Here is a 23,077-nt window from a genome sequence, read left to right as displayed (position 1 = left end):
CGAGATGGCGAGCGGCGGGATCGCGATGCTCATCGACATCTCCCGGTGCACCGGGTGCAAGGGCTGCCAGGCCGCCTGCATGCAGTGGAACGGCCAGCGGGGCGAGGTGGGGCGCTGCACCGGCACGCTCCAGAACCCCGCGGACCTGAGCGCCACCATGTGGACCGTCCTCCGCTACAGCGAGCGGCTCGTGGGCGGGAGGATGCGGCTCCTGCCCATGAAGGACGGCTGCAAGCACTGCGAGAAGCCGGCCTGCCAGGAGGCCTGCCAGCGCGGCGCCATCGTGCAGCACGACAGCGGGCTCGTCGAGTACCGCGACGACCGGTGCGTCGGGTGCGGCTACTGCGTGGACGCCTGCTCCTTCGCCGTCCCGCGGATGAGCCCCGGCCCCGAGAAGAAGGCGCGCAAGTGCAACTTCTGCAAGGACCGGTTGGACGCGGGCCAGCTCCCGGCCTGCGTGAAGACCTGCCCCACCCGCGCGCTCTCCTTCGGCACGAAGGAGCAGATGCTCGCCAAGGCCGAGGCGCGCATGGCCGAGCTGCGCCAGCGCGGCTTCCCGGAGCCGGCCCTCTACGACCCGGAGAGCGTGAACGGGACGCACGTGATGTACGTCCTGCCGCTCGGCTGGCCCGAGCAGTACGGCCTCCCGAACCACCCGGTGCCGCGCCCCTACGCGCGCAAGCTGCGCCAGGATCTCCGGGGCGAATGACGACGGTCCGGCTCCCCGACCCGGGCGCGCTCCTGGCGCGGCGGGCCGCCCGCCTCGCGGAGCTCGCGCCCGAGGACGCGAGCGGGTTCCTCGCGTTCTGCGCCCGGCTCGCCGCCGCCCAGGCGGCCGCCGCGCCGGAGCTGCCCGCGCCGGCGCCGGCCCTGCCCTCCCCCGGCCCGCGGCCGCCCCTCGACCTCGCCGCCTGGCGCGACCCCGCCGCCCCCGCCGCCTCCCGCGCCGTGGCGGCCGCCCTCGCCGGCCGGCCGCTGCCGGCGCCCGCCCGCGAGGCGGCGCGCCGGGTGGCCGCGGCGAGCGACGCCGAGCTCGCCGCCCTCGCGGAGCGGGTGCTCGCGGGCGCGCCGGCCCCCGGCGAGCTGGCCGCCGCCACCTTCGTCGCGGCCGGGCTGCAGGTGGCCTTCGCCCGGGGCGCCGCCGCGCTCGAAGCGAGCGCGCTCGCGGGCGGGGGCGCCGCCTGCCCGGCCTGCGGTGCGCCGCCGGCCGGGGCGACCATCGAGGGCGACGGCCGCCGGCTCCTCTGGTGCGGGCTCTGCGGCACCGGCTGGGCGCGCGCGCGGGGCGCCTGCGCCCGCTGCGGCGCCGGCGACCTCGAGCAGCTCGCGGTGGCGGGCGGCGGCCCGGGGCTCGTGGCCGAGGCGTGCCGGGCCTGCCGCGGCTACCTCAAGCTCGCGCACCTCGAGCGGCGGCCGCGCGCCGAGCCGGTCGCCGAGGACCTCGCCTCGCCGCTGCTCGACGCGCTCGTCGCCGCAGAGGGCTGGGAGCCGCTGGGGCGCAGCTGGCTCCTGCCCCGCTGACCGGCGTGGTCAGTGCTCCTACCCAGGCCTGAGGACGTGACGAGCGCGACGAGACCGACGCGAGGTGGGCGCCCGAGGAGGGAGCCGCGGAGGCGTAGCAGCGCTACGCCGAGCAGCGCACCGACGAGGCCGCCCGCCGCAGCGAGAGGGTCGTCGCTCGCAGTAGGCAGCAGGCCTGGGTGGGAGCACTACACCCCGAGCTTCTTGAAGAAGTCGTTCCCCTTGTCGTCCACCAGGATGAAGGCGGGGAAGTCGATCACGTCGATCTTCCAGACCGCCTCCATGCCGAGCTCGGGGAAGTCGATGCACTCGACCTTCTTGATGTTCTCCTCGGCGAGCACCGCGGCCGGGCCGCCGATGGAGCCGAGGTAGAAGCCGCCGTGCTTCTGGCAGGCGTCGGTGACCTGCTGGCTCCGGTTGCCCTTCGCGATCATCACCATCGACGCGCCCTTGGACTGGAGCAGGTCCACGTAGCTGTCCATGCGGCCGGCGGTGGTGGGACCGAAGGAGCCGGAGGGCTTGCCCGCGGGGGTCTTGGCCGGGCCGGCGTAGTAGACCGGGTGGTCGAGCAGGTACTGCGGCACCGGCTTGCCGGCGTCGATGAGCTCCTTGAACTTGGCGTGGGCGATGTCGCGGGCCACGACCAGCGTGCCGGAGAGGAGCAGCGGCGTGGAGACCGGGTGCTTCGAGAGCTCGGCCAGGATCTCCCTCATGGGCCGGTCGAGATCGACCTTCACGCCGTGGCCGTGGCGGCCGGTGCGGTACGGCGCGGGGATGAGCCGCCCCGGATCGTGATCCAGGACCTCGATCCAGAGCCCGTTCCGGTCGATCTTGGCCTTCACGTTCCGGTCGGCCGAGCAGGAGACGCCCATGCCCACCGGGCAGGAGGCGCCGTGCCGCGGCAGCCGGACCACGCGCACGTCGTGGGCGAAGTATTTCCCGCCGAACTGGGCGCCGATGCCGAGCTTGTTGGCCGCCTCGAGCAGCCGCTGCTCGAGCTCGACGTCGCGGAAGGCCTGGCCCTGGTCGTTCCCCTCGGTCGGCAGCGCGTCGTAGTACTTGGTCGAGGCGAGCTTCACCGTCTTGAGGCAGGTCTCGGCGGAGGTGCCGCCGATGACGAAGGCCACGTGGTACGGCGGGCAGGCGGCCGTGCCGAGGTGCTTCATCTTGTCCACGAGGAACTTCTCGAGCTTCTCGGGGGTGAGGAGCGCCTTGGTCTCCTGGAACAGCATGGTCTTGTTGGCCGACCCGCCGCCCTTGGCGACGAAGAGGAACTTGTACTCGGCGCCCTCGGTCGCGTAGAGGTCGATCTGCGCCGGCAGGTTCGTGCCGGTGTTCTTCTCCTGGTACAGGTTGAGCGCGACCGTCTGCGAGTAGCGGAGGTTCTCCTTCGTGTAGGTCTCGAAGACCCCCTGGGAGAGGAACTCCTCGTCCTTCACGCCGGTCCAGACCTGCTGGCCCTTCTTGCCGACGATGGTGGCGGTGCCGGTGTCCTGGCAGACCGGCAGCTCGCCGCGGGCGGCGATCTCGGCGTTGCGCAGGAAGGCGAGCGCCACGCCCTTGTCGTTCTGCGACGCCTCCGGATCGGAGAGGATCTTCGCCACCTGCTCGTTGTGGGCGGGCCGCAGGAAGAAGGAGCACTCGCGCAGCGCCTCGCGGGCGAGCCGGGTGAGCGCCGCCGGCGCGACCTTCAGGATCTCCTGCCCCTCGAACGAGGCGACGGACACGCCCTCGCTCGTCAGCAGCCGGTACTGGGTCTGGTCCTTCCCGAGCGGGAACGGGTCCTGGTACTTGAACGCGGGGGTGGCCATGTCCGGGCTCCTCCTGGAGCGAGAAGAGGGGGGTGGAAAGGGGGTGCCAGCAAAGCACATTTCCACCCGCGGTGTCGACGCGGGCTTTGGGGCGCGCGGGGCGATCGCGGCCCCGCGCGGCCCTCCCCGCGCGAACGTCCCGAGCGGCCCGGGAATTCCCTACGCGCCGCGTCGCGCGGCGCTCACTCGTCCACGTCGGTGAGCACGAGCTGCCCGTACTTGTCCTTCACCGGCGCGTGGATCTGGAGCAGCTCGTACCAGCGCCAGAACGCCTCCACGAAGACCACGGTCATGAGCACCATCAGCACCGCCGAGAGCCCGACGAGGAGGTAGAGCCCCTTCGGCAGGTAGTTCCGGGTGATGTTGAGGTAGCCGGCGCTCATCGTGACCGGGATCATGAGGATGCCGGGGACGGCGGTCACCCAGGCGAAGCGGGCCTTGCCGAGCCGGATGATCATCGTGGTGCAGACGATGAGCGCGCAGGTGGCGAGGAGCTGGTTCGACATGCCGAAGAGCGGCCAGATGGTGGCGATGTCGCCGGTGTAGACGAGGTACCCCCAGCAGCCGGTGAAGGCGAGGCTCGTGATCACGATGCCCGGCATCCACTTCTTCTCCTCGAACTTCGGGATCACCTTCCCGATCATCTCCTGCAGCATGTAGCGGCCGACGCGGGTGCCGGTGTCCACGGCGGTGAGGATGAAGACCGCCTCGAACATGATGGCGAAGTGGTACCAGTAGCCGGCGAGCCCCTTCATGAAGGGCACGGCCGAGAAGACGTAGGCCATGCCGACCGCGAGCGAGACCGCGCCGCCCGGGCGCCCCTGGAGCTGCTCGCCCACCTCCTTCGCCAGCTCGGGCAGGTGCACCGTGCTCAGGCCGAGCGTGGAGAAGGCCTTGGCGCTGGTGTTGATGGCGAAGTAGTCGCCCGGGATGAGCACGCAGGCGGCGACGAGCGCCATGATGGCCACCACGCCCTCGACCAGCATCGCGCCGTAGCCGACGAAGAGCACGTCCTTCTCGCTCCCGATCATCTTCGGGGTGGTGCCGGTGCCGATGATGGCGTGGAAGCCGGAGAGCGCGCCGCAGGCGATGGTGATGAAGATGAAGGGGAAGACCGCGCCGGGGATGATGGGCCCGCCGCCGTGCACGTACTGGGTGATGGCCGGCATCTGCAGCGTCGGGTGGACGATCGCGATCCCGAGCACCAGGATCGCGATGGTGCCGAGCTTGAGGTAGGTCGAGAGGTAGTCGCGCGGGCAGAGCAGCAGCCAGACCGGCAGCACCGAGGCGGCGAAGCCGTAGAGCGGGATGACGAGCGCGATCTGGTTGCGGGAGAGCGTGAACCAGCCCGCGAGCGTCGGGTTCGCGGCCACGTAGGGGCCGGCGAGGAGCGCCAGGAAGAGGAGCCCGACGCCGATGACGCTCGCGCCCTTCACGTCGCCGGGGCGGAGCTTGTACAGGTACACGCCCATCAGGAGCGCGATCGGGATGGTGGCGAGCACCGTGAAGGTGCCCCAGGGGCTCTTGAAGAGCGCGTTCACCACCGCGATGGAGAGGCCGGCCAGCGTCAGGACGAGGATGAAGAGGATGGCGAACGAGGCCACGATGCCGGCGCGCTTGCCGATCTCGTGCTCGGCGATGAGCGACAGGCTCTTGCCCTTGTGGCGCACCGAGGCGAAGAGCACGACCATGTCGTGGACCGCGCCGGCGAGCACGCTGCCCACCACGATCCAGATCGCGCCGGGCAGGAAGCCGAACTGGGCCGCCAGCACCGGCCCGAGCAGCGGGCCGGCCGCGGCGATGGCCGCGAAGTGGTGGCCGAAGAGCACGTACCGGTTGGTCTCGTGGTAGTCGTGCCCGTCCTCGAGCGCCACCGCCGGCGTCACCCGGCGGTCGTCGAGCTCGAGCACGCGCCGGGCGATGAACAGCCCGTAGAAGCGGTAGGCGATCGCGAAGACGCAAAGCGCCACGAAGACCAGCGTGACGGCGTTCATGTGGGCTCTCCTCGCGCCCCCCGCGCCGGGGAGGCGTCCGGGAGAGCCTACACCGCCGGTCCCGCGGCAGGGAGGGAAAGCGCGCCGGGCAGAGCCGCCGCGGGCCGGCGCGCGCCGCGCCGCGAGTGACGAGCGGTGAAGCTCAGGCCGCGACGCGGCGCCGGCCCGGCCGGGGGAGCTCGAGCGGCGCGCCGCGCATCGTCGCCGCCGGCGGGAGCCCGAAGAGCCCGAGCAGGGTCGGCGCCACGCGGTCGAGGGCGACCTTCTCGGGGTGGACGCGCGGCGCGCAGCCCGGCACGCGGATCCAGAGGAGGCCGTCGGGGTGGTGCATCCCGCTCTTCATCCCCGGGAGCCGGAACAGGAGCTCCTCGAAGGGGACGTCGAGCCCCTCCCCTGCGACGCGCGCCCCGGCCGGCACCGGCTCGTGCACGGCGCAGCCGGCGAGGAGCTCCGTCCCCTGCCGCCGGACCACCATCAGCCCGCGCCCGCCGGTCGAGAGCGCCGAGAGCCGGGCCAGGCCGCGCTCGGCCTCGGGCTCTCCGGCGAAGCGGATCCGGAACTGCTCGTCCATCACCGGCTCGGCGGCGAGGACGCCCGCCACGCCGGCGCGCGCGAGGAAGGCCCGCAGCTCCCGGGGGCGATAGTTCACGCGCCCGCCCTCGTCCTCGTAGACGAGGCAGGGCTGCTGGGAGAGCGCGGTGCAGAGCACCACCACCGCGTCGTCACCGCAGAAGTCGAGCACCTCGCCCACGAGCCGGTCCATCCGCTCGTAGCCGTGCCGGACCGCGCCGGCGTAGGAGGCCTGCTCGCGCGCGGTCGGCTTCACCTGGAAGCGCTCCGGCTCGAGGTTGCGCCAGTGCCAGTGCTGGAAATGGGCGGTGCTGTTGGAGAAGAAAGTGGCGAAGTCGGGCCGGTCGCGGAGCCAGAGCGAGCGGAAGAGGTCGAGCTGCAGCTGGTCGAGCACGCAGGCCCGCTTCCAGCCGGCGTCGAGCCCGCGCCGGGCCGCGAGCCGCTCCTCGACGAGCTGCGCGGCGACCCCCGCCACCGTGGGCGCGCCCAGGCCGTGGCCGGCCATGAAGGCGGCGAAGCGCAGCGCCCGCCGCGCGGCGAGCCCGCCGCCGCTGGCGTGGCCGTGGACCATCGCCGAGACGAAGTCGAAGTAGGCGGCGAGCTCCCGCGGCCGGGGCTCGACCGCGGGCGACCAGGGGTCCGGCAGGATGGCGCCGCGCAGCGGCGAGGCGAGGCCCGCGTTCATGCTGCCGCAGATCCAGGACGCGTAGCCGTGGTCCGAGAGCACGTCCCAGACCCGCTTCGCGCGCACCCGGTGCCCCTCGCCGAGGTGGTGGACCCCGTGCTCGCGGTAGTTCATCCCCGAGTGGACGGTGAGCCACTGCACCCAGGGCTCGAGGTACGGGTACCGCTCCTCCGCCTCGGTCACGAAGGCCTGCGAGGCGTCCCGCAGCCGCCGGAACCGCGGGAGGGCGCCCTCCCCGAGGAAGCGCTCCATGAGCGCCGGGGACAGCTCGTTGAACTCCAGCACCACCACCGGCCGGCTCCGCGCCATGATCCGCCGCCTCCTCCGCCGCCGCCCGGGCGGCGCGCCGCACGACAGGCAACGGTGGGGTGGGTCCGGCGGCGGCGCACCTGCCCGGCGGCGGCATCCCCGAGAGGCAGCCCCTCGGCCCCGCCGGGCGGGCCGCCGCGGCGCCCCCGGTGTTAGGATCCGGTCATGTCGAAGGCGTTCACGAGCGAGGAGACCCCCGAGCCTGCGCCGGTGCTCCGCGCGCCGCCCCGGCTCGCTCCCGGCGAGGTCCGGTACGTGACGCCCGAGGGACACGCCGCGCTCGTGGCCGAGCTGGCGGGAGCCCAGGGGGAGCGGGCGCGCTTCCTCGAGGGCACGCTGGCCGCCCTCACCGTGCTCGGCCCGGAGGCGGCCCCGCCCGGGAAGGCCGGCTTCGGCACCTGGGTGACCGTGGAGGGAGAGGACGGGGCGCGCCGCGCCTGGCGGCTCGTCGGTCCCGACGAGGCCGACGTCCGGCGCGGCCTCCTGAGCGTCGATTCGCCGCTCGGCCGGGCGCTGCTGGGGAGAGAGGCCGGAGAGGCGGTCGAGGTGGAGCGGCCGAGGGGCCGCCTGGAGCTCAGCGTCATCGCCGTCGGGCGCGAACCTCCCTCGTTAGAGTGAGGCCCTGTATCAAATGGGTACTCCGGCGCGTCAGACTCTCGACATTCCCCGTGCGTTCGTGTAGACGCTTTGCTCCCTCCCCGCATCGGGAAGGGTCCGAACGGCACTTTCTGCCGCCGGAACAGAGAAGAAACGAGTTTCAGTAATGGCTACCGGTACCGTGAAGTGGTTCAACGACGCCAAGGGCTTCGGCTTCATCACCCAGGACAGCGGCGGCGAGGACGTGTTCTGCCACCACACCGCGATCCAGGCCGAGGGCTTCCGTACCCTCGCCGAGGGTCAGAAGGTGGAGTTCGACGTCGTCAAGGGCCCCAAGGGCCTGCAGGCGGCGAACGTCCGCGCCATCTAACCGCTTCGCGGTGAATGGATAGGAAGCCCGGTCTCTCGCGAGGCCGGGCTTTCTCGCTTTCTGGGGGCTGATCAGGGCGGCGGCAGCACGCCGAGCCGGCGCAGCTCGGCGACGAGCGCGCGGCTCACGCGGGCATGGTGGGCCCGCCACTCGGCGTTCGCCCCCGGCCCGACCCGGTTCGCGACCGCCAGCGCCGCGCCGGCCGGGACTCCGGCCTCGGCGCAGGCGGCGAGCACGCCCGTGAGCTCGAGGTGCTCCACCGCGGCCACCCGCGCCAGGGCCCCGGCGCCCTCCTCGCTCGAGGTGATGGCCGGCGGCACCGCGACCACGACCGCCGGCAGGGGCAGCGCCCAGCCGCAGGCCCACCTCACCGGCTCGACGGCCGGACGGTAGGCCCGCCCGGTGAGCTCCTCCGTCGAGGTCGCGATCGCGGCCTCGACGCCGACGAGGGCTCCCGGCGCGAGCGCCGGATCGAGCGCCCCGCAGGTCCCGACGAAGAGCACCCGCTCCGGCCGCTCGGCGGCGAGGAGGCGCGCCGTCCGGGCGGCGGCCGTCACGGCCCCCACCCCGCAGGTGGCGACGCGCCAGCCGGGCGGCGGCGCGCCGTCGAGCCCGGCGAGCTCCGGCGGGAAGGCCGCGAGGAGGAGCCTCACGCCGCCGCGAGCGCCTTCTGCTGCCGCTGGTGCGCGGCCCAGCCGATCACCAGGAACGCGATCTCGGCGAGGGCCACGACGATCATCCAGGTGACCACCGGCGAGTCGCCCATGCCGTAGGAGTGCATGCCGGTCGTGAGCACGAAGTTCACGCCCAGGTAGGTCATGAGGATGGTCTGGAAGGCCACGATGCTGATGGCGGCCACGCCGAAGTTGCCGATGAGCTTGTCGAAGCGGCCGTGGACGATGGCCATGTAGGCGAGGAAGGCGACGAGCGACCAGACCTCCTTCGGATCCCAGCCCCAGTACCGGCCCCAGGACGACGCGGCCCAGATCGAGCCGGTGAGGATGCCGGCGATGAGCAGGATCGAGCCCACGAACATGTACCAGTAGAGCAGGTCCGCCATGCGCTCGATGAGCTCGGCGCGGCGGGGCGAGAAGATGGTGAACCCCACCTGCATGTGCGCGATGACCACGCCGAGCGCCAGCACCGAGTAGCTCACCATGATGATGGGCACGTGGATGGCGAGCCAGGGCGTGCCGGAGAGCACCGGCGGCACCGGGTGGACGAAGCCGTCGATCGGCAGGAGGTCGGTGAGGAGCATCGTGAGCGCCGCCATGGCGTTGGCGTTCAGCACCACGAGCCGGTTGCGCATGAGCGCGAAGGCGACCACCGCGAAGAGCCCCACGCCCCAGGCCAGGAACAGGAGCGACTCGTACATGTTCGAGGCCGGAATGCGGCCGGCGATGGCCCAGCGGGTGCCGATGCCCCAGGTCATCACCGCGAAGCCGGCGACGAGCCCGGCGAGCGCGATCCCGTCGAGCAGCTTGCTGCGGCCGCTCCAGGCGTAGATGGACACGAGGAGCGCCAGCACCAGGACGATCCAGGCCACCCGCGTCGGGCGCACCTGGTTGTAGGTGATCTCGCGGTCGATCTCGGCGGCCGAGGGCCAGCCCTGGAGGCGGGGGCCGGCGGCGAGCGCGGTGAGCTCTGCCGCCCCGCCCACGCGCGGCACGCCCCAGCGCTGGGTGACGTCGCCGGGCGGGGGCACGGGGCGGATGACCTCGCGCTGGAGGATGGCCTGCATGGCCACGAGCCGCTCCTCGAGCTTCTCGGCGGCGGAGAGCACGCCCTGGCGCGGCCGGCCGGAGGCGGCGGCCTCGCGGGCCTGATCGAGCAGCTGCATCGCCGCCTGGCTGTTCACGATCTGCGCGAACGAGGCGTGGGTCATCCCCGGGGCGCCCACGGCGGCCGCGAGGTCGGGGTGGCCGAGCTTCACCACCGGCGCCTGGGCGGCGGCCTGCGGCTCCGCCCACCAGGAGACGACGGTCTGCACCGGGTCGGACCCCTGGAAGGCGCGCTCGCCGGTCACGGCCACCACCTGCTCGCGGGCGAGCGTGTCGAGCGGCATCACCCGGCCGTCGTGCTGCACCGGCAGCCGGCGCAGCTGCTCCAGGCCCGGATCGGCGGCGTGCGCCGGGAGGGCGACGCCGAGGAGCGCCAGGGCCGCGAGGGCGCCGAGCGCCTCGAGCGCCTTCTTCTTGGCGCGGGCCTGCGAGATGCGGGTGCCGAGCACGAGGCACATGCCGAGGACGAGGAGCCCGTAGCCGACGAACACGATGGGCTCGCCGGGATCCTTCGAGACCGAGAGCACGGTGGCGGAGCGGCCGCCCTGCTGCTGGTAGCTCGACTGGAAGAAGCGCCAGCCGCGGTGGTCGAACGGGTGGTTCATCCAGATGGCGGCCGGGAAGGGATCGCCGGCGGTCGAGTCGATGATCCGCACGTCGCTGCGGAAGTTCGAGGGGCGCATGGTGCCCGGGTAGTGGTCGATGCGGAAGCGCTCGAGCTGCACCGCGAACGGGAGGGTCACCGCGGCCCCGCCGTCGGCCTCGCGGGCCACGAGCTGGTTGCCGGTCTCGCCCTCCCAGAGCATGAGCTGCCCCTCCTGCTTCAGGAAGTAGGAGGCGCTGGCGCCGGCCAGGATCACCACCATCGCGCCGTGCGTCACGAGGAAGCCGATCCGCGGCTTGCCCCACGGGTACAGGTGCACGATCGAGCAGGCGACGTTCACGAGGAACACCACCTCGAGCCCGAGGAACCACCAGGAGTAGTAGACGAGCTTTCCCGCCACCTCGGCGCCGCGCGAGGACTCGACGATCGTGCCGGCCGAGAGGCCGAGGAGCAGCAGCACGAGGAGAACCACGGCCAGCTTCAACGAGGCGAGCGCTTCGACGAGCTTCTTCATAGGGCCGCAAGGAAAGCATTTTTCCGGGCGGAGGTCACCTCGGTAAGAGCATTTTCACGCCCTCCGCGAAGGACGGGTAGGACAAGGTGAGACCGAGCTCGCGCCGGGAGCGCTCGGAGAGGATGCGCCGGTCCGGCCCCGCGGGCGCCTCCTCGCGCCGCGCGGGCGGGATCCCGAGCGCCGCGGCCACCCACGTCACCACCTCGCGCCGCCGCGCCGGACGCGCGTCGCTGCCGTGGTAGACCCCGCCGTCGCGGCCGCGGTCGAGCGCGGCGAGCACGAACGCCACCGCGTCGTCGCGGTGGCAGAAGTTCATCCAGGCGCCGTCGCCGGGGCCGAGCGCCAGCGCGCCGCCGCGGACCCGCTCGAGGATCCCGGCCCGCCCCGGGCCGTAGAGGCCGGACAGCCGGACGAGCCGCGCCGGCACCCCCGGCGCGGCGCCCAGCACGAGCCGCTCCGCCTGCACCAGCACCTCCGCCCCGGGAGAGCGGGGGTCGGGCGGGGTGGTCTCGTCCACGTCCTCCCCGTCCCGCTGCCCGAACACGCCGGTGGAGCCGGTGTAGACGAAGGCGCGCAGCGGCCGCCGGCGGGCGAGCGCGAGCAGGGTCTCGTTGGAGCGGACGTAGGCGTCCCGGTAGGGCCCTTCCCCGTCGGCGCGGGCCGACTGGCAGGCGACGACGGCGTCCACGTCGCCGGGGAGCCGCTCCAGCGCGGCGGGATCGGTCAGGTCGGCGGCGAGCGGGGCGACGCCGAGCGGGGCCAGCGCCGCCGCCCGCGCCGGATCGCGGCGGACCCCGGTGACCCGGTCGCCGCGGGCGAGGAGCGCCGCCGCGACCGCCTGGCCGAGCCAGCCGCAGCCGGCGATGAGCACGTGCATGAGGACCTCCCGGGAGACGAGTAACGCGGCCGGGCGCCCGGCGCGTCCGGAGTTTGCAGGGAGAGTGGATCCGGCCGCGCGCCGCGGCCCGATCACGTCGGAAGAGAGACCACATGTCCCACCTGCGCTCACTGCGGGCCCTCGCGGCCGCCGTCACCGCCGCCGCCGCGCTCACCTCGGGGGCCAGCGCCGCCGCCGAGGAGCTCACCTACGACGGCGCCACCAGCATCGCCGGGAAGATCATGAAGGAGGCGGTGCCCCGCTTCGAGCAGAAGTCCGGGGTCAAGTTCGCGCGCGTCGGCACGAGCGGCGCGGGCAAGGGGCTCAAGGCCGCGCTCGCGGGCGAGGTGTCGGTGGCCGGGGTGTCCCGCGCGCTCACGCCGGACGAGCTCGGCCGGCGCCCCCACTTCCAGATCATCGGCTACGACGCCCTCGGCGTGTTCGTGTCGCAGAAGAACCCGGTGAAGGTGCTCACCAAGGCGCAGCTCAAGGGCATCTACACCGGGAAGATCAAGAACTGGAAGGAGGTGGGCGGCGCGAACCTGCCCATCGTCGCCTGCAGCGAGCCGGTCAACAGCGGCCGCGCCACCGTGGACGCCTTCCGCGCCACCGTGCTCGACGGCGACCCCTACGGCGCGGTGAAGGAGCTCGACGACGCCAGCGACTGCGTGAAGCTCATCGCCGGCAACCCGGCGGCCCTCGGCCCGGCGACCATGGCCTACTCGGCCACCGGCGTGCGGGCCATCCCGCTCGACGGGATCATGCCGAGCAAGGACGACATCCGCGCCGGGACGTACCTGCTCTCACGGCCGCTCCTGCTGGTCTCCAGGGCCCGCCCCACCGGCGCGCTCAAGCAGTTCTACGACTTCATGCTCTCCCCCGAGGGGCAGCAGATCGTGGCGAAGAGCTTCGTCCCCGTTCGCTAGCCGCGGTCGAGGGGGCCCCGGGGCGTCGCCGACGACCCCGGGGCCGATCCCACCCAGGGGCAGGGTTCACCTGAACGAGAGGCGTCCATGCAGTCGATGAGCATCCGGAAGCGCATCCTGATCTCCTTCGCCGGAGCCGTGGCGGTCTCGATCGTGGTGGGCGGGCTCGCCTACTGGAGCGCCGCCGCGATCCGCGGCCGGCTGGTGCACGTCGCCACGAAGACGCTCCCGAGCGTCCAGGCGGTGGCGGCCCTGCGCGACGGCGAGTCGAAGGTGATGCTGGCCGCCTACTCGGGCCTGTCGGCCCGCGGCGTCCAGATCCGCCAGATGGCGGAGGGGCGCGCCCAGCAGGCGATGCAGGCGGTGGACGAGTCGCAGGCCGCCTTCGAGGCCCTGCCCCGCACCCCGCGCGTGGACGAGCTCTGGACGGCGGCCAAGGGGCCCCTGGCCGACTGGGCGCAGGCGGCCCAGCAGGCCCTGGCGGCGCTGGCGCGGCGCGACCAGTCGCGCGACGGCGAGGCGGCGGCGCGCGCCGACCGCGAGGCCTCCATCGCCTTCGCGGCCCTCGAGACCGCCTTCTCCGCCGCCGACGCCGCGCTCGGCGATCTCAACGAGGCGCTCCGCGCCGAGGCGGACCAGCAGCGGGGCGAGGGCGACAAGGCCGCCGCCCGCTCCATGACCGCCATCGCCGGCGCCATCGCCGTCGGCGCGCTGCTCCTCGTCACCATCGCGCTCCTGCTCGGCCGGCTCATCGGCCGGAGCCTGGCCGCGCTCCGCGCCGAGTCGGAGCGGCTCGCGCGGGCGGTGCGGGAGGGCGACCTCTCGGTGCGCGGCGATCCCTCCCGCGTGGAGCCCGAGTTCCGCGGCATCGTGGACGGCGTGAACGCCACCGTGGACGCCTTCCAGGCGCCCTTCCAGGAGGCGGAGCTGACCATCGGCCTCATCGCCCGCGGCGAGCCGGCCCACCCCATCGAGACCGAGTACCAGGGCGACTTCAACGCGGTGAAGGACAGCCTCAACCAGCTCATCGCGATGGTGAACGCGCGCTCGCGCGACCTCGACCTCCTCATCGAGGCGGCCCTGGCCGGCGACCTCTCGGTCCGCGCCGACGCCTCGGCGTACCAGGGCCAGAACGCGCGGGTGATCGAGGGCATGAACCGGCTCCTCGACGCCGTCGCCGAGCCGCTCGCGGCCGCCGCGGTGTGCGTCGAGCGCATCTCGCGCGGCGAGATCCCGCCGCCCATCGAGGCGACCTACCGCGGGCGCTTCGAGGAGCTGAAGCTGGGCCTGAACCGCTGCATCGCCGCGGTGAACGCGCTCGTGGTGGACGCCCAGGCGCTGGCCCGCGCGGCGGTGGAGGGGCAGCTGCAGGCCCGCGCCGACGCGGCGCGCCACCAGGGCGACTTCCGCAAGGTCATCGAGGGGGTCAACGCGAGCGTGGACGCCTTCCTGGCCCCGCTCCAGCTCAGCATCGGCTACGTGCAGCTCTTCGCCCAGGGCTCGGTCCCCCCGCCCATCACCACCGAGATGCGCGGGGACTACGGCGCGCTCAAGGAGCACTGGAACACCTTCACCGACGTCATCCGGATGCGCGGCGCCGACATGGAGCGGCTCTTCCAGGCCGCGCGCGAGGGGCGGCTCGGCGTGCGCGCCGACGTCTCCCGGTACGGCGGCTACAACGGCGTGCTGCTCCAGAACCTGAACGCGATGCTCGACTCCATCACCGGCCCGCTCCAGGTCGCGGCCCGCTGCGTGGACGACATCTCCAAGGGGCGCATCCCGCCCCGGAGCGACGCCGGGTGGCCGGGCGACTTCCGCGCCCTCGAGCAGAACCTCAACACCTGCATCGACGCCGTGAACGCCCTCGTGGCGGACGCCGACGGGCTGGTCCGAGCCGCGGTGGAGGGGCGGCTCGACACCCGGGCCGACGCCTCGCGTCACCAGGGCGACTTCCGCAAGGTGGTCGAGGGCGTGAACGCCACGCTCGACGCGGTGCTCGCGCCGGTCCGCGAGTCGAGCGCGGTGCTGGAGCGGCTCGCGGCCCGCGACCTCACGGCGCGGGTGACCGGCGAGTACCGCGGCGACCACGCCCGCATGCAGGAGGCGGTCAACGGGACGGCCCGGGCGCTCGACGAGGCCCTGGCGCAGGTCTCGCAGGCGGTGCGCCAGGTGTCGAGCGCCGCCGGGCAGATCGCCGCCTCCGCGCAGGCGGTGGCGAGCGGCGCGTCGGAGCAGGCCGCCAGCCTCGAGGAGACCGGCGCCAGCCTCGAGTCGGTCGCCGGCATGGCGCGCACCTCCGCCGAGAACGCGGCCCAGGCGAGCGCGCTTTCCCAGGGGGCCAAGGGGCAGGCGGTCGAGGGCGCCGGCGCGGTGGAGCAGATGCAGGGCGCGATGGAGAAGATCCGGGCCGCGGCCGAGGGGACGAGCGCCATCATCCGCGACATCAACGAGATCGCCTTCCAGACCAACCTCCTCGCCCTCAACGCCGCGGTGGAGGCCGCGCGGGCCGGCGAGGCGGGGCGCGGCTTCGCCGTCGTCGCCGAGGAGGTCCGCTCGCTGGCGCTCCGGAGCAAGGAGGCGGCGCAGAAGACCGAGGCCCTCATCCGCGAGTCGGTGAAGCAGGCCGGCGAGGGCGCGCGCACCTCGCGGCACGTCGCCGAGAAGCTGGGCGAGATCGTGGGCGGCGTCGGGAAGGTCACCGACATCATCGCCGAGATCGCCGCCGCCGCGAAGGAGCAGTCGAACGGGCTCGCCCAGCTCGACCGGGCGGTCGAGGAGATGGACCGGGTGACGCAGCAGAACGCCGCCAGCTCCGAGCAGTCGTCCTCGGCGGCGAGCGAGCTCTCCGGCCAGTCGGAGGAGCTCGCGGCGATGGTGGGATCCTTCCGCCTCACCGGCACGGACGCCCCCGCCCGGCCGGCGCCGCGCGCCGCCGCGCCCCGGCTCCCGGCCCCGGCCGCGCCCGGCCCGCGCCGGCCGCCGGCCTCGCCTCCCCCGGCCGCGAACGGCGCGGCGAAGAAGAACGGGACCAACGGGATCCACCTCACCCCCGAGGAGCTCATCCCGCTCGAGGACGACGACGACCTGGGGAAGTTCTAGCCCGGGCGGGACGGGGGTCCCGCCGGGGCCCGACCTCGGAGCGAACCCACCGGCCGGATCGCGGGCCGGAGCGCGACGTGTCACGCTCCCCCTCCGCGGGCCGGCGCCTCCGCGCCTGCCCGGAGGAGGACGTCATGCCCCAGGCCCTCGAACTCCGCAGCCTCTCGCTCCAGGACGCGCTCGACCTGGCCATCCTCCTCGAGGAGGAGGCGCGCGCCCGGTACCGGGAGTACGCCGGGATGATGGGGCAGCGGCTCGCCACGCAGGCCTCTGGCATGTTCCACGCGATGGCGGCCGGCGAGGCGCGGCACGCGGCGCAGCTCGCGGCGCGGCGCCGCGCCCTCTTCGCCGACGCGCCGCGCCGGGTCGATCCGGGACTGGTGACGGAGGTGGAGGCGCCGGACGCCCGCGCGACGCACGTGCTGCTCTCGCCGCGCGAGGCGGTCGAGGCGGCGCTGGTGGCGGAGGAGCGCTCGCACGGCTTCTACGCGGCGGCGCTCCCGCTGGTGCGCGACCCGGAGGTCCGCGCGCTCTTCTCCGAGATCGCCGCGGCGGAGGAGCGGCACGAGGCCTTCCTCCGCGAGCTGCTCCGGCGCGTGCCGGACGCGGTCGAGGATCCCTGGGTCGAGGAGACCGGCTCGGACCCGGGGAGCTAGGCCGGGCCCCCGGCCCTACCGCCGCGACATCAGCTCCCGGACGTCGGCGGCGAAGCCCTCGACGTCGGCGAGCTCGGTGTCCCAGGAGCACATGAGGCGCGAGCCGCCGCCGGCGATGAACGAGTAGAAGTGCCAGCCGCGCTGGTGGAGGCCGTCCGAGACCTCGGGCGGCAGCTCCGCGAAGACGCTGTTGGCCTGGGGCACGCGCAGGAGCCGCACGCCCGGGACGTCCGAGAGCAGGCGGTGGAGCGCCCGCGCCATCTCGTTGGCGTGGCCGGCGCGGCGCAGCCAGGCCCCGCCCTCGAGCATCCCCACCCAGGGGGCGGCCAGGAAGCGCATCTTCGAGGCGAGCTGGCCGGCCTGCTTGCAGCGGTACTCGAACTCTGCGGCGAGGGACCGGTCGAAGAAGACCACCGCCTCGCCGACCGCCATGCCGTTCTTGGTCCCGCCGAAGCAGAGCACGTCCACGCCGGCCTTCCAGGTGAGCTCCTTCGGCGCCACGCCCAGCGCCGCCACGGCGTTCGCGAAGCGCGCGCCGTCCATGTGGACGTGGAGGCCGTTGGCGCGGGCCCGCTCGCCCACGGCGCGCACCTCGTCCGGCGCGTAGACGGTCCCGGTCTCGGTGGCCTGGGTGAGGCTCACCACCCGCGGCTTCGGGTAGTGGATGTCGCTGCGCCGCCGGACCATGTGGTCGATGGCGGCGGGGTCGATCTTGCCGTCGCGCCCGGGGACGGTGAGCACCTTGGTGCCGTTCGAGAAGAACTCGGGCGCGCCGCACTCGTCGGTCTCGACGTGCGCGGTCTCGTGGCAGAGGATCGAGTGGTAGGACTGGCAGAGCGCGGAGAGCGCGAGCGAGTTGGCGGCGGTGCCGTTGAAGGCGAAGAAGACGTCGCAGTCGGTCTCGAAGACGTCGCGGACGAGGTCCGAGGCGCGGGCCGTCCAGGCGTCCTCGCCGTAGCCGGGCGCGTGCCCGTGGTTCGCGGCGGCGAGCGCCTCGAAGGCCTCGGGGCAGATTCCGGCGTAGTTGTCGCTGGCGAGCTGCCGGCGCGGGTGGTTCTGGGACATGGGCGCGCTTCATACCACCGCCCCGCCGCGGAGGGGAACGGGCACGGCGGACCGGCCCAGGGCGCGCGCCGCGATCGTCAGCCCGGGATGATCGCCACCAGCGCCAGCGCGAACTGCGGGAACGGCCGGCGCTCCGGCGTGGCCGCGTCCCCCTGCACGCGCAGGAAGCTCCGCCCGGTCGCGGGCAGCGCGCTGCGGCGCCCGACGCAGCCGAGGTCCCCCTCGTAGTCGCCGGCCTGGTCGCGGCGCAGCTCGAGCGAGCAGACGCCCGAGCGGCCGCTCACCTTCTTCGCGTCCACCTCGAGCCGGACCACCTTCCCGCGCAGCAGGCCGCGGATCTCGGTCCGCTCGCCCTGCCGGGCCACGTGCAGGTCCACGTTGGGCCCGGTGATGTGGCCGCCCTGCACCGACAGGTCCACGTCGAGCCCCGCGATGTCGCCGGCCCAGGCGTCCTCGCCGCGCCGGGTGAGGTTCACGTTCGGTCCCACCACGCGCTCGGCGTCGAAGCTCGCGCCGAAGCCCGGTCCGAGCCCCACGAGGATGACCTCGCCGGTGGGCTTGAAGTCGGGTGCGGCGCGCGCCGGGGAGGCGGCGCCGAGGGCGGCCAGCAAGAGCGCGCCCGCGAGGACGGTGCGTGGCATGCGCCTGCCATAGCCGGCCGCCGCCCGGCGCGCCAGCCCGGGCGCGGGAGGCGGGCGGCCGGCCGTGCCCTCGCCGTCAGCGCGCCGGGCCCGACCGCGCCAGCGGCAGGCGGCGGCGGGTGCCGTCGATCCAGGCGCGCACCGCGGGCGGGATCCAGGGGTCGCGCCGCCAGACCAGCGCCAGGTTCCAGGCGATCTCGGGCCCGTCGAGCGGGAGGTCGCGCACGCGGCGCGGATCGAGCCGCGCGCAGATGGTCCCGGGCAGGAGCGCCACGCCGAGATCGGCCGCCACCAGCGCGGCGATGAAGTCCCACTGCGCGCTCTCGCTCACCACCTCGGGCGTGAACCCGGCCCCGCGGCAGGCGGCCAGGATCCGATCGTGGAGGGCGAAGTCGGGGCGGAAGAGCACGAGCGGCTGGCCCGCCAGGTCGGCGAGGGCGAGCCGCCTCCGCCGCGCCAGCGGGTTGCCCGGGTGGACCACGGCCCGGAGCCGGTCCTGCACCAGCGGCAGCACCTCGAAGGCGGACTCGTCGGTGGGCAGGAGGGTCACGCCGGCGTCGAGCTCCCGGGCGCGGACGAGCGCCTCGACCGCGCGCGCGCCCTCTTCTCGCAGCTCGAGCGCGACCCCCGGGTGCCGCCGGCGGAAGTCGGCGATGATCTCGGGGAAGAAGGCCCCCCCGACCATGGGGGGCAGGCCGACCCGCACCCGCCCGCGCCGGAGACCGGCCAGCTCGGAGAGCTCCTCCTCGATCCCGGTGAGCGCGCCCAGGATCCCCTGCGCCCGCTCGAGCACCACCCGCCCGGCGTCGGTCGGCACCACCCTCCCCCGCTCCCGCAGGAGGAGCGGCACGCCGAGCTCGTCCTCGAGCCCGCGCACGAGCTTGCTCACCGAGGGCTGCGTCAGGTGCAGGGCGGCGCCGGCCCGGGTGAACCCGCCGCGCCGCGCCACCTCCACGAAGGCCCGCAGGCCCCGGACGTCCATCGCCGCCTCCATTCCTTGTCTGCATGCTCCTGATTCGAAAGATTCATTTTACTCATGCCGCGCCCCGGCGGTACCTCTCCCGCCATGCCGACCCCGCGCCTGCGGCTCCTCCTCCAGCTCGCGCTGCTCGTGCCCTTCTGGGCGGGCGGCGCGCTCCTTTCCTCGGGGCTCCACCTGCCGGTCCCCGGCGGCGTGGTGGGGCTCGGCCTGCTCCTCGCGGCGCTGGCCGTCGGCCTGGTCCGGGTCGAGTGGCTCGCCGACGGGGCCGAGTGGCTCTTCCGGCACATGCTGCTCTTCTTCATCCCGGCGGCGGTCGGGGTGGTGGACTACCCGGAGCTCTTCGGGCGCGAGGGGCTCCGCGCCGTCGCCGCCATCGCGATCAGCACCGCGCTCGCCATGGCGGCGACCGGGGCGGCGGTGGAGTGGGTCTCGCGCCGCCGCGGGGCCCGGGCGTGAGCGCCGGGGCGGCCCTGGCGGCGCGGGCCCTGGGCGCCGCCGGCCCGGTCGCGGCCACGCTGGCGCTCTACCTGCTCGCCCGGGCGCTGCACCGGCGGGCGCGGGCGGTCCTCCTCTCGCCGCTGCTCGTGGTGCCGGCGGTGCTGGTCACGGCGCTCCTCCGGCTTCACGTCCCCTACGCGCGGTACATGCAGGGCGGCCGGCTCCTCGGGGACGCGCTCGGCCCGGTGACGGTGGCCTTCGCGGTCCCGCTCTACCGCCACCGGGCGCTCCTGCGGCGGCACGCGGCCGAGCTCGCGGCCGGGCTCGCCTGCGGGTGCCTGGTCGCGGTGTCGAGCTCGGTCGCCCTCGCGCGCGCCGCCGGGCTCGGGGGCGCCGTCGCGCTCAGCATGGCGCCGCGATCGATCACCACCCCGCTCGCCATGGCTGCGGCGAGCGCGATCGGCGGCGTGCCGTCGCTCGCGGCCGTCTTCGTGATCGTGACCGCGCTGGTCGGGATCGTGCTCGGGCGCGTGCTGGTCCGCCGCCTGCCGCTCGCGAGCCCCCTCTCGCGCGGCGCGCTGCTCGGGCTCGGGGCGCACGGCGCCGGCACGGCGCAGGCCATGGAGCTCGGGCCGGTGGAGGGAACCGTGGCGGGGCTGGTGATGATCTGCGCCGGGCTCCTGGTGCTGGCCCTCGCCCCCGCGCTCCGGGGGCTCCTGGCGACCGCGGTCCGGGCTTCCCTACCGTGAGTGAGAACTGCTAGGCTCCCTGCCGGGGGGGTGGGGATGCTTCACATCAACGAGCTCGAGGCGATGGGCCGCCAGCTCCGCTATCTGCGGGCGCGGTCCGACGCACAGGCCGAGCCGGAGCTGGCGAGCGACATCAGCCGGCACAACCGGCTGGTGGACGACGCGCGCATGCAGCTCGAGCGCGCCCGCGCCAGCATCGAGAGCGGCGGCACGATCGCCGAGGGGACCGAGATGGAGCTGCGCTTCTGCATCGCCTTCCTGGCGAGGCAGGCGGCGCACCTCCTCGGCCGCCACGGCCGGACGCTCGCCGAAGCCCAGATCGCCTAGTCGAAGGCGGCGCGCCGGGCGAAGCGCGCCGCGCGGCTCCCCGTCCACCGCCCGCGCCAGGGGCCCACGCGCGACGCCGCGCCGTACGCGAGCGCGCCCAGGGCGACGACGGGCGCGAGCCACGGCAGCAGGCGCCGGGCGCGATAGCCCCAGGCGTCCACCCGGTCCGCGAAGAGCAAGAGCGACCAGTGGCGCATGGCGTGGTCGGGATAGGCGTAGGCGGCGCGGCGGATGAGGCCCGAGATCCCGTGCGGCGGCTCGGCGGTGCCGAACACCGGCGGAAAGGTCTTGTGCGGCCGGCCGTGCATGAAGACGGTCACGTCGCTGCGCTGGCGCTCGATGGGCCAGCGCGCGCCCTGGAGCCGCTCGGGCGCGTGGAGGCGAGGCACGCCCGGCCGCCGGGCCGGGTCGAGGTCTCGCCCCTTGTACTGACCGATCCCTCCCTGCTCGGCGATGGCCGGCGGGGTGGCGGAGGTCCTCTCGTCCATGTCCTGGCTCCTAGTGAAGGGTCGCGCCGTGCGGGAGCAGGACCGCCTTGATGCAGCCGTCCCGCTTCTGCGCGAACTGGTGGTAGGCGTGGGGCGCCTGCTCCAGCGGGTAGCGGTGGGTGATGAGCGCCTTCGGGTCGAGCCGCCCCTCGCGCACGTGCTCGAGCAGGCGCGGCAGGTAGCGCTTCACGCTGCACTGGCCGGTGCGGATGGTCTGGCACTTGTTCATCGCGGTGCCGAAGTCCACGAGGTTGAAGGGCGGCCCGTAGACGCCGAGGACCGAGACCGTCCCGCCCTTGCGCGTCACGTGGAAGCACCAGTTGAGCGCGACCGACGATCCGGCCACCGCCTTGCCCAGGACCCCGACGGCGCGCTGCATGGGGGAGCCGGCCGCCTCGCACCCGACGGCGTCGATGCTGGCGTCGGCGCCGCGGCCGCCGGTGGCGTCCTTCACCGCGGTGACGACGTCCACGGTGTCGAAGTCGAGCGTCTCGGCGCCGGCCCAGCGGCGCGCGAAGTCGAGCCGATAGCCGACCCGGTCCACCGCGATCACCCGCCCCGCCCCCATGAGCCAGGCCGACTTCATCGCGAAGAGCCCCACCGGCCCGGCGCCGAAGACCACCACCGTCTCGCCGCCGTGCAGGTCGCACATCTCGGCGCCCTGGTAGCCGGTGGGCAGGGCGTCGGTCAGGGTGACCGCGTCGAGGTCGTCCACGTCGTCGGGGATCCGCTCCGGCCCGACCGCGGCGAAGGGGACCCGGACGTACTCGGCCTGGCCGCCGTCGTAGCCGCCGGTGGTGTGGGAGTAGCCGAAGACGCCGCAGGCCACGTCGCTCGACGGGTTGCTGTTCTCGCAGCAGGCGGTGAGGCCCCGCTCGCAGAACCAGCACGCGCCGCAGGCGATGTTGAAGGGGACGAGCAGCCGGTCGCCGGGGCGGATGCCGTTGGCCTCCGGCCCGACCTCCTCGACGACCCCGACGATCTCGTGACCGAAGGTGCTGCCGATCCGCGTGTCGGGGACGAGCCCGTGCAGCAGGTGCAGGTCGGAGCCGCAGATGGCCGCGCAGGTCACCCGCAGGATGGCGTCCTGCGGGTGTTCGATCCGCGGATCCGGCTTGTCCTTCACTCCGACGCGGTACGGCCCCTCGTAGGTGAGCGCCCTCATGCAGGCAAGACTGGACACCCGGGGCGCGGGACGGAACCCGCGCCGCCGGAGCCGGTCTCTTCGAGGCGCCGCGACCGTCGGGGAGCGGCTACCGCGCGCCGCCGGAGCCGCCACCGGGCCGGCCGCCGCCCGGGCGTCCACCGCCCGGCCGACCGCCACCGGGGCCGCCGCCCGGACGCCGACCGCCGGGGCGGCCGCCGCGCTCGTTCCGGCGATCCTCGCGGAGCGAATCCATGGAGAAGCCGCCGCTGGTCGGAGCGCCCTTGGGCGCGCCGCCGCCACCGCCACCGCCGCGGCCAGCGCCGCCACCGCCGCGGCCGCCGCCGCGGGGGCCCCGGCCACCGCGCCCGCCCCGATCGCGGCCCTGGTCCGAGGACGCCGGCCGGGCCGCGGGGGCCCAGTCCACGAGGTACTGGAAGCCGTTCTCCGCCTTGGCGCCGGGCACCGCCTCGTCAGCGGCGAAGACGCGGACCAGGCGCACGTCGGCGGTGCGCCGGCCGATGACGTGGAGCGCGTCGCGGAGCCGGGCGAGCCGATCGCCGGAGAGGCCGGTGGCCTTGGCCACGGCCTCGTCGAGGGCGGCCTTCACGGCCTCGCTCTCGCCGGCGGGCTGGGCCGGCTTCTCGGCGGCCGGAGCCGGCGCGGCGCCCGCGGGCTGGGCCTCCGCGGTCTCCTGGGCCTCGGAGGGGGCCGCCGGCTGGGCGTCCGCCGCCGGAGCTTCCCCGGCGGGCGCGGGCGCGGCATCCGGGGCGGCCGGCGCGGCCGGCTCCTCCCTGGGGAGGGACTTCCTGGCGTCGGCGACGGCCGCGGCCGCCATGCGGATCAAGGTACCGCTGAGCTCGGTGAGGGTCCTCATGGCGTAGCCATACACCGTTCGGTGCCGTCCGGCCAAGCGCGGGCGCATGCAC

At 74.4% G+C, this 23,077-nt stretch carries 22 protein-coding genes; 10 read left to right on the top strand and 12 right to left on the bottom strand.

The annotated features are described in order from the left end of the window. Nucleotides 1-4 precede the first annotated feature (4 nt). Both AMPC_RS02320 and fdhE read left to right on the top strand, forming a co-directional pair. Nucleotides 5-709, top strand: a complete 705-nt coding sequence (locus tag AMPC_RS02320) for a 4Fe-4S dicluster domain-containing protein (protein ID WP_248343988.1) — start codon at nt 5-7, stop codon at nt 707-709. Then, nucleotides 706-1,521 carry a formate dehydrogenase accessory protein FdhE domain-containing protein gene (gene fdhE / locus AMPC_RS02315; RefSeq protein ID WP_248343986.1) on the top strand — a complete coding sequence of 272 codons (816 nt, stop codon included), beginning with the start codon at nt 706-708 and terminating at the stop codon, nt 1,519-1,521. The genes AMPC_RS02320 and fdhE overlap by 4 nt, the downstream gene beginning before the upstream one ends. 188 nt (nt 1,522-1,709) lie before the next feature. Here the strand turns inward: fdhE and AMPC_RS02310 are convergent, their stop codons facing one another. The 3 genes from AMPC_RS02310 to AMPC_RS02300 all read right to left on the bottom strand — a co-directional run bounded on the left by AMPC_RS02310 (nt 1,710) and on the right by AMPC_RS02300 (nt 6,890). Next, the gene (locus AMPC_RS02310) at nt 1,710-3,332 is read right to left on the bottom strand and encodes a fumarate hydratase (RefSeq protein ID WP_248343984.1); all 1,623 of its coding nucleotides are present in this window, start codon (nt 3,330-3,332) and stop codon (nt 1,710-1,712) included. Nucleotides 3,333-3,514: 182 nt separating this feature from the next. Beyond that, nucleotides 3,515-5,326: a carbon starvation CstA family protein gene (locus AMPC_RS02305; RefSeq protein ID WP_248343982.1), complete on the bottom strand. Its 1,812-nt coding sequence runs from the start codon at nt 5,324-5,326 to the stop codon at nt 3,515-3,517. A 142-nt stretch (nt 5,327-5,468) separates the two neighbouring features. Continuing rightward, on the bottom strand, nt 5,469-6,890 hold the full coding sequence (locus tag AMPC_RS02300; protein ID WP_248343980.1) for a hypothetical protein: 1,422 nt from the start codon (nt 6,888-6,890) through the stop codon (nt 5,469-5,471). Nucleotides 6,891-7,055: 165 nt separating this feature from the next. Here AMPC_RS02300 and AMPC_RS02295 point away from each other — a divergent pair, with 165 nt between their 5' ends. After that, entirely contained in the window at nt 7,056-7,508 is a 453-nt protein-coding gene (locus AMPC_RS02295; RefSeq protein ID WP_248343978.1) for a GreA/GreB family elongation factor, read from the top strand. A 145-nt stretch (nt 7,509-7,653) separates the two neighbouring features. Further along, nucleotides 7,654-7,857, top strand: a complete 204-nt coding sequence (locus AMPC_RS02290) for a cold-shock protein (protein WP_248343967.1) — start codon at nt 7,654-7,656, stop codon at nt 7,855-7,857. 71 nt (nt 7,858-7,928) lie between these two features. Here the strand turns inward: AMPC_RS02290 and AMPC_RS02285 are convergent, their stop codons facing one another. Genes AMPC_RS02285 through AMPC_RS02275 form a run of 3 tightly spaced genes read right to left on the bottom strand, consistent with a single transcriptional unit; the run spans nt 7,929 to nt 11,633 of the window. Beyond that, the gene (locus AMPC_RS02285) at nt 7,929-8,510 is read right to left on the bottom strand and encodes a phosphorylase family protein (RefSeq protein WP_248343965.1); all 582 of its coding nucleotides are present in this window, start codon (nt 8,508-8,510) and stop codon (nt 7,929-7,931) included. After that, nucleotides 8,507-10,756 carry a cytochrome c biogenesis protein CcsA gene (gene ccsA / locus AMPC_RS02280; protein ID WP_248343963.1) on the bottom strand — a complete coding sequence of 750 codons (2,250 nt, stop codon included), beginning with the start codon at nt 10,754-10,756 and terminating at the stop codon, nt 8,507-8,509. Before ccsA ends, AMPC_RS02285 begins: the two co-directional genes overlap by 4 nt. A 34-nt stretch (nt 10,757-10,790) precedes the next feature. Further along, complete coding sequence (locus AMPC_RS02275; protein ID WP_248343958.1) at nt 10,791-11,633, bottom strand: NAD-dependent epimerase/dehydratase family protein; 843 nt, start codon at nt 11,631-11,633, stop codon at nt 10,791-10,793. Nucleotides 11,634-11,746: 113 nt separating this feature from the next. On the opposite strand from AMPC_RS02275, the gene AMPC_RS02270 reads away from it, so the two are divergent. The 3 genes from AMPC_RS02270 (at nt 11,747) to AMPC_RS02260 (ending at nt 16,314) form a co-directional block, all read left to right on the top strand. Further along, a complete protein-coding gene (locus tag AMPC_RS02270) occupies nt 11,747-12,559 on the top strand; it encodes a phosphate ABC transporter substrate-binding protein (RefSeq protein WP_248343956.1) in 813 nt (270 codons plus the stop codon). Nucleotides 12,560-12,655: 96 nt separating this feature from the next. Continuing rightward, nucleotides 12,656-15,658 carry a methyl-accepting chemotaxis protein gene (locus AMPC_RS02265; RefSeq protein ID WP_248343955.1) on the top strand — a complete coding sequence of 1,001 codons (3,003 nt, stop codon included), beginning with the start codon at nt 12,656-12,658 and terminating at the stop codon, nt 15,656-15,658. 134 nt (nt 15,659-15,792) lie between these two features. Continuing rightward, nucleotides 15,793-16,314, top strand: a complete 522-nt coding sequence (locus AMPC_RS02260; RefSeq protein ID WP_248343954.1) for a ferritin family protein — start codon at nt 15,793-15,795, stop codon at nt 16,312-16,314. Nucleotides 16,315-16,329: 15 nt separating this feature from the next. Here AMPC_RS02260 and AMPC_RS02255 read toward each other — a convergent pair whose 3' ends face one another. The 3 genes from AMPC_RS02255 to AMPC_RS02245 all read right to left on the bottom strand — a co-directional run bounded on the left by AMPC_RS02255 (nt 16,330) and on the right by AMPC_RS02245 (nt 19,002). Next, on the bottom strand, nt 16,330-17,379 hold the full coding sequence (locus tag AMPC_RS02255; protein ID WP_248343953.1) for a threonine aldolase family protein: 1,050 nt from the start codon (nt 17,377-17,379) through the stop codon (nt 16,330-16,332). 77 nt (nt 17,380-17,456) lie between these two features. Next, nucleotides 17,457-18,020 carry a hypothetical protein gene (locus AMPC_RS02250; RefSeq protein ID WP_248343951.1) on the bottom strand — a complete coding sequence of 188 codons (564 nt, stop codon included), beginning with the start codon at nt 18,018-18,020 and terminating at the stop codon, nt 17,457-17,459. Between the two features lie 76 nt (nt 18,021-18,096). Beyond that, nucleotides 18,097-19,002: a LysR family transcriptional regulator gene (locus AMPC_RS02245; RefSeq protein ID WP_248343950.1), complete on the bottom strand. Its 906-nt coding sequence runs from the start codon at nt 19,000-19,002 to the stop codon at nt 18,097-18,099. Nucleotides 19,003-19,086: 84 nt separating this feature from the next. On the opposite strand from AMPC_RS02245, the gene AMPC_RS02240 reads away from it, so the two are divergent. Genes AMPC_RS02240 through AMPC_RS02230 form a run of 3 tightly spaced genes read left to right on the top strand, consistent with a single transcriptional unit; the run spans nt 19,087 to nt 20,516 of the window. Then, the gene (locus tag AMPC_RS02240; protein WP_248343948.1) at nt 19,087-19,458 is read left to right on the top strand and encodes a CidA/LrgA family protein; all 372 of its coding nucleotides are present in this window, start codon (nt 19,087-19,089) and stop codon (nt 19,456-19,458) included. Continuing rightward, on the top strand, nt 19,455-20,189 hold the full coding sequence (locus tag AMPC_RS02235; RefSeq protein ID WP_248343946.1) for an LrgB family protein: 735 nt from the start codon (nt 19,455-19,457) through the stop codon (nt 20,187-20,189). Before AMPC_RS02240 ends, AMPC_RS02235 begins: the two co-directional genes overlap by 4 nt. A 36-nt stretch (nt 20,190-20,225) precedes the next feature. Continuing rightward, complete coding sequence (locus AMPC_RS02230; RefSeq protein ID WP_248343944.1) at nt 20,226-20,516, top strand: hypothetical protein; 291 nt, start codon at nt 20,226-20,228, stop codon at nt 20,514-20,516. Here AMPC_RS02230 and AMPC_RS02225 read toward each other — a convergent pair. The 3 genes from AMPC_RS02225 to AMPC_RS02215 form a co-directional block, all read right to left on the bottom strand. Beyond that, entirely contained in the window at nt 20,513-21,004 is a 492-nt protein-coding gene (locus AMPC_RS02225) for a hypothetical protein (protein ID WP_248343942.1), read from the bottom strand. The two genes, AMPC_RS02230 and AMPC_RS02225, sit on opposite strands and share 4 nt — an antisense overlap. Before the next feature lie 10 nt (nt 21,005-21,014). Next, the gene (locus AMPC_RS02220; RefSeq protein ID WP_248343940.1) at nt 21,015-22,169 is read right to left on the bottom strand and encodes a zinc-dependent alcohol dehydrogenase; all 1,155 of its coding nucleotides are present in this window, start codon (nt 22,167-22,169) and stop codon (nt 21,015-21,017) included. Between the two features lie 88 nt (nt 22,170-22,257). Continuing rightward, the gene (locus tag AMPC_RS02215) at nt 22,258-23,025 is read right to left on the bottom strand and encodes a translation initiation factor 2 (protein WP_248343938.1); all 768 of its coding nucleotides are present in this window, start codon (nt 23,023-23,025) and stop codon (nt 22,258-22,260) included. Nucleotides 23,026-23,077: the final 52 nt, after the last annotated feature.

The sequence above is a fragment of the Anaeromyxobacter paludicola genome (assembly GCF_023169965.1).
Lineage (GTDB): Bacteria > Myxococcota > Myxococcia > Myxococcales > Anaeromyxobacteraceae > Anaeromyxobacter_B > Anaeromyxobacter_B paludicola.
This window is presented reverse-complemented; position numbering and strand designations above follow the sequence as displayed.

Coding starts and splice junctions, on each gene's coding strand:
- AMPC_RS02320 (WP_248343988.1), top strand. CDS start 5: ATGGCGAGCGGCGGGATCGCGATGCTCATCGACATCTCCCGGTGCACC.
- fdhE (WP_248343986.1), top strand. CDS start 706: ATGACGACGGTCCGGCTCCCCGACCCGGGCGCGCTCCTGGCGCGGCGG.
- AMPC_RS02310 (WP_248343984.1), bottom strand. CDS start 3,332: ATGGCCACCCCCGCGTTCAAGTACCAGGACCCGTTCCCGCTCGGGAAG.
- AMPC_RS02305 (WP_248343982.1), bottom strand. CDS start 5,326: ATGAACGCCGTCACGCTGGTCTTCGTGGCGCTTTGCGTCTTCGCGATC.
- AMPC_RS02300 (WP_248343980.1), bottom strand. CDS start 6,890: ATGGCGCGGAGCCGGCCGGTGGTGGTGCTGGAGTTCAACGAGCTGTCC.
- AMPC_RS02295 (WP_248343978.1), top strand. CDS start 7,056: ATGTCGAAGGCGTTCACGAGCGAGGAGACCCCCGAGCCTGCGCCGGTG.
- AMPC_RS02290 (WP_248343967.1), top strand. CDS start 7,654: ATGGCTACCGGTACCGTGAAGTGGTTCAACGACGCCAAGGGCTTCGGC.
- ccsA (WP_248343963.1), bottom strand. CDS start 10,756: ATGAAGAAGCTCGTCGAAGCGCTCGCCTCGTTGAAGCTGGCCGTGGTT.
- AMPC_RS02275 (WP_248343958.1), bottom strand. CDS start 11,633: ATGCACGTGCTCATCGCCGGCTGCGGCTGGCTCGGCCAGGCGGTCGCG.
- AMPC_RS02270 (WP_248343956.1), top strand. CDS start 11,747: ATGTCCCACCTGCGCTCACTGCGGGCCCTCGCGGCCGCCGTCACCGCC.
- AMPC_RS02265 (WP_248343955.1), top strand. CDS start 12,656: ATGAGCATCCGGAAGCGCATCCTGATCTCCTTCGCCGGAGCCGTGGCG.
- AMPC_RS02260 (WP_248343954.1), top strand. CDS start 15,793: ATGCCCCAGGCCCTCGAACTCCGCAGCCTCTCGCTCCAGGACGCGCTC.
- AMPC_RS02255 (WP_248343953.1), bottom strand. CDS start 17,379: ATGTCCCAGAACCACCCGCGCCGGCAGCTCGCCAGCGACAACTACGCC.
- AMPC_RS02250 (WP_248343951.1), bottom strand. CDS start 18,020: ATGCCACGCACCGTCCTCGCGGGCGCGCTCTTGCTGGCCGCCCTCGGC.
- AMPC_RS02245 (WP_248343950.1), bottom strand. CDS start 19,002: ATGGACGTCCGGGGCCTGCGGGCCTTCGTGGAGGTGGCGCGGCGCGGC.
- AMPC_RS02240 (WP_248343948.1), top strand. CDS start 19,087: ATGCCGACCCCGCGCCTGCGGCTCCTCCTCCAGCTCGCGCTGCTCGTG.
- AMPC_RS02230 (WP_248343944.1), top strand. CDS start 20,226: ATGCTTCACATCAACGAGCTCGAGGCGATGGGCCGCCAGCTCCGCTAT.
- AMPC_RS02225 (WP_248343942.1), bottom strand. CDS start 21,004: ATGGACGAGAGGACCTCCGCCACCCCGCCGGCCATCGCCGAGCAGGGA.
- AMPC_RS02220 (WP_248343940.1), bottom strand. CDS start 22,169: ATGAGGGCGCTCACCTACGAGGGGCCGTACCGCGTCGGAGTGAAGGAC.
- AMPC_RS02215 (WP_248343938.1), bottom strand. CDS start 23,025: ATGAGGACCCTCACCGAGCTCAGCGGTACCTTGATCCGCATGGCGGCC.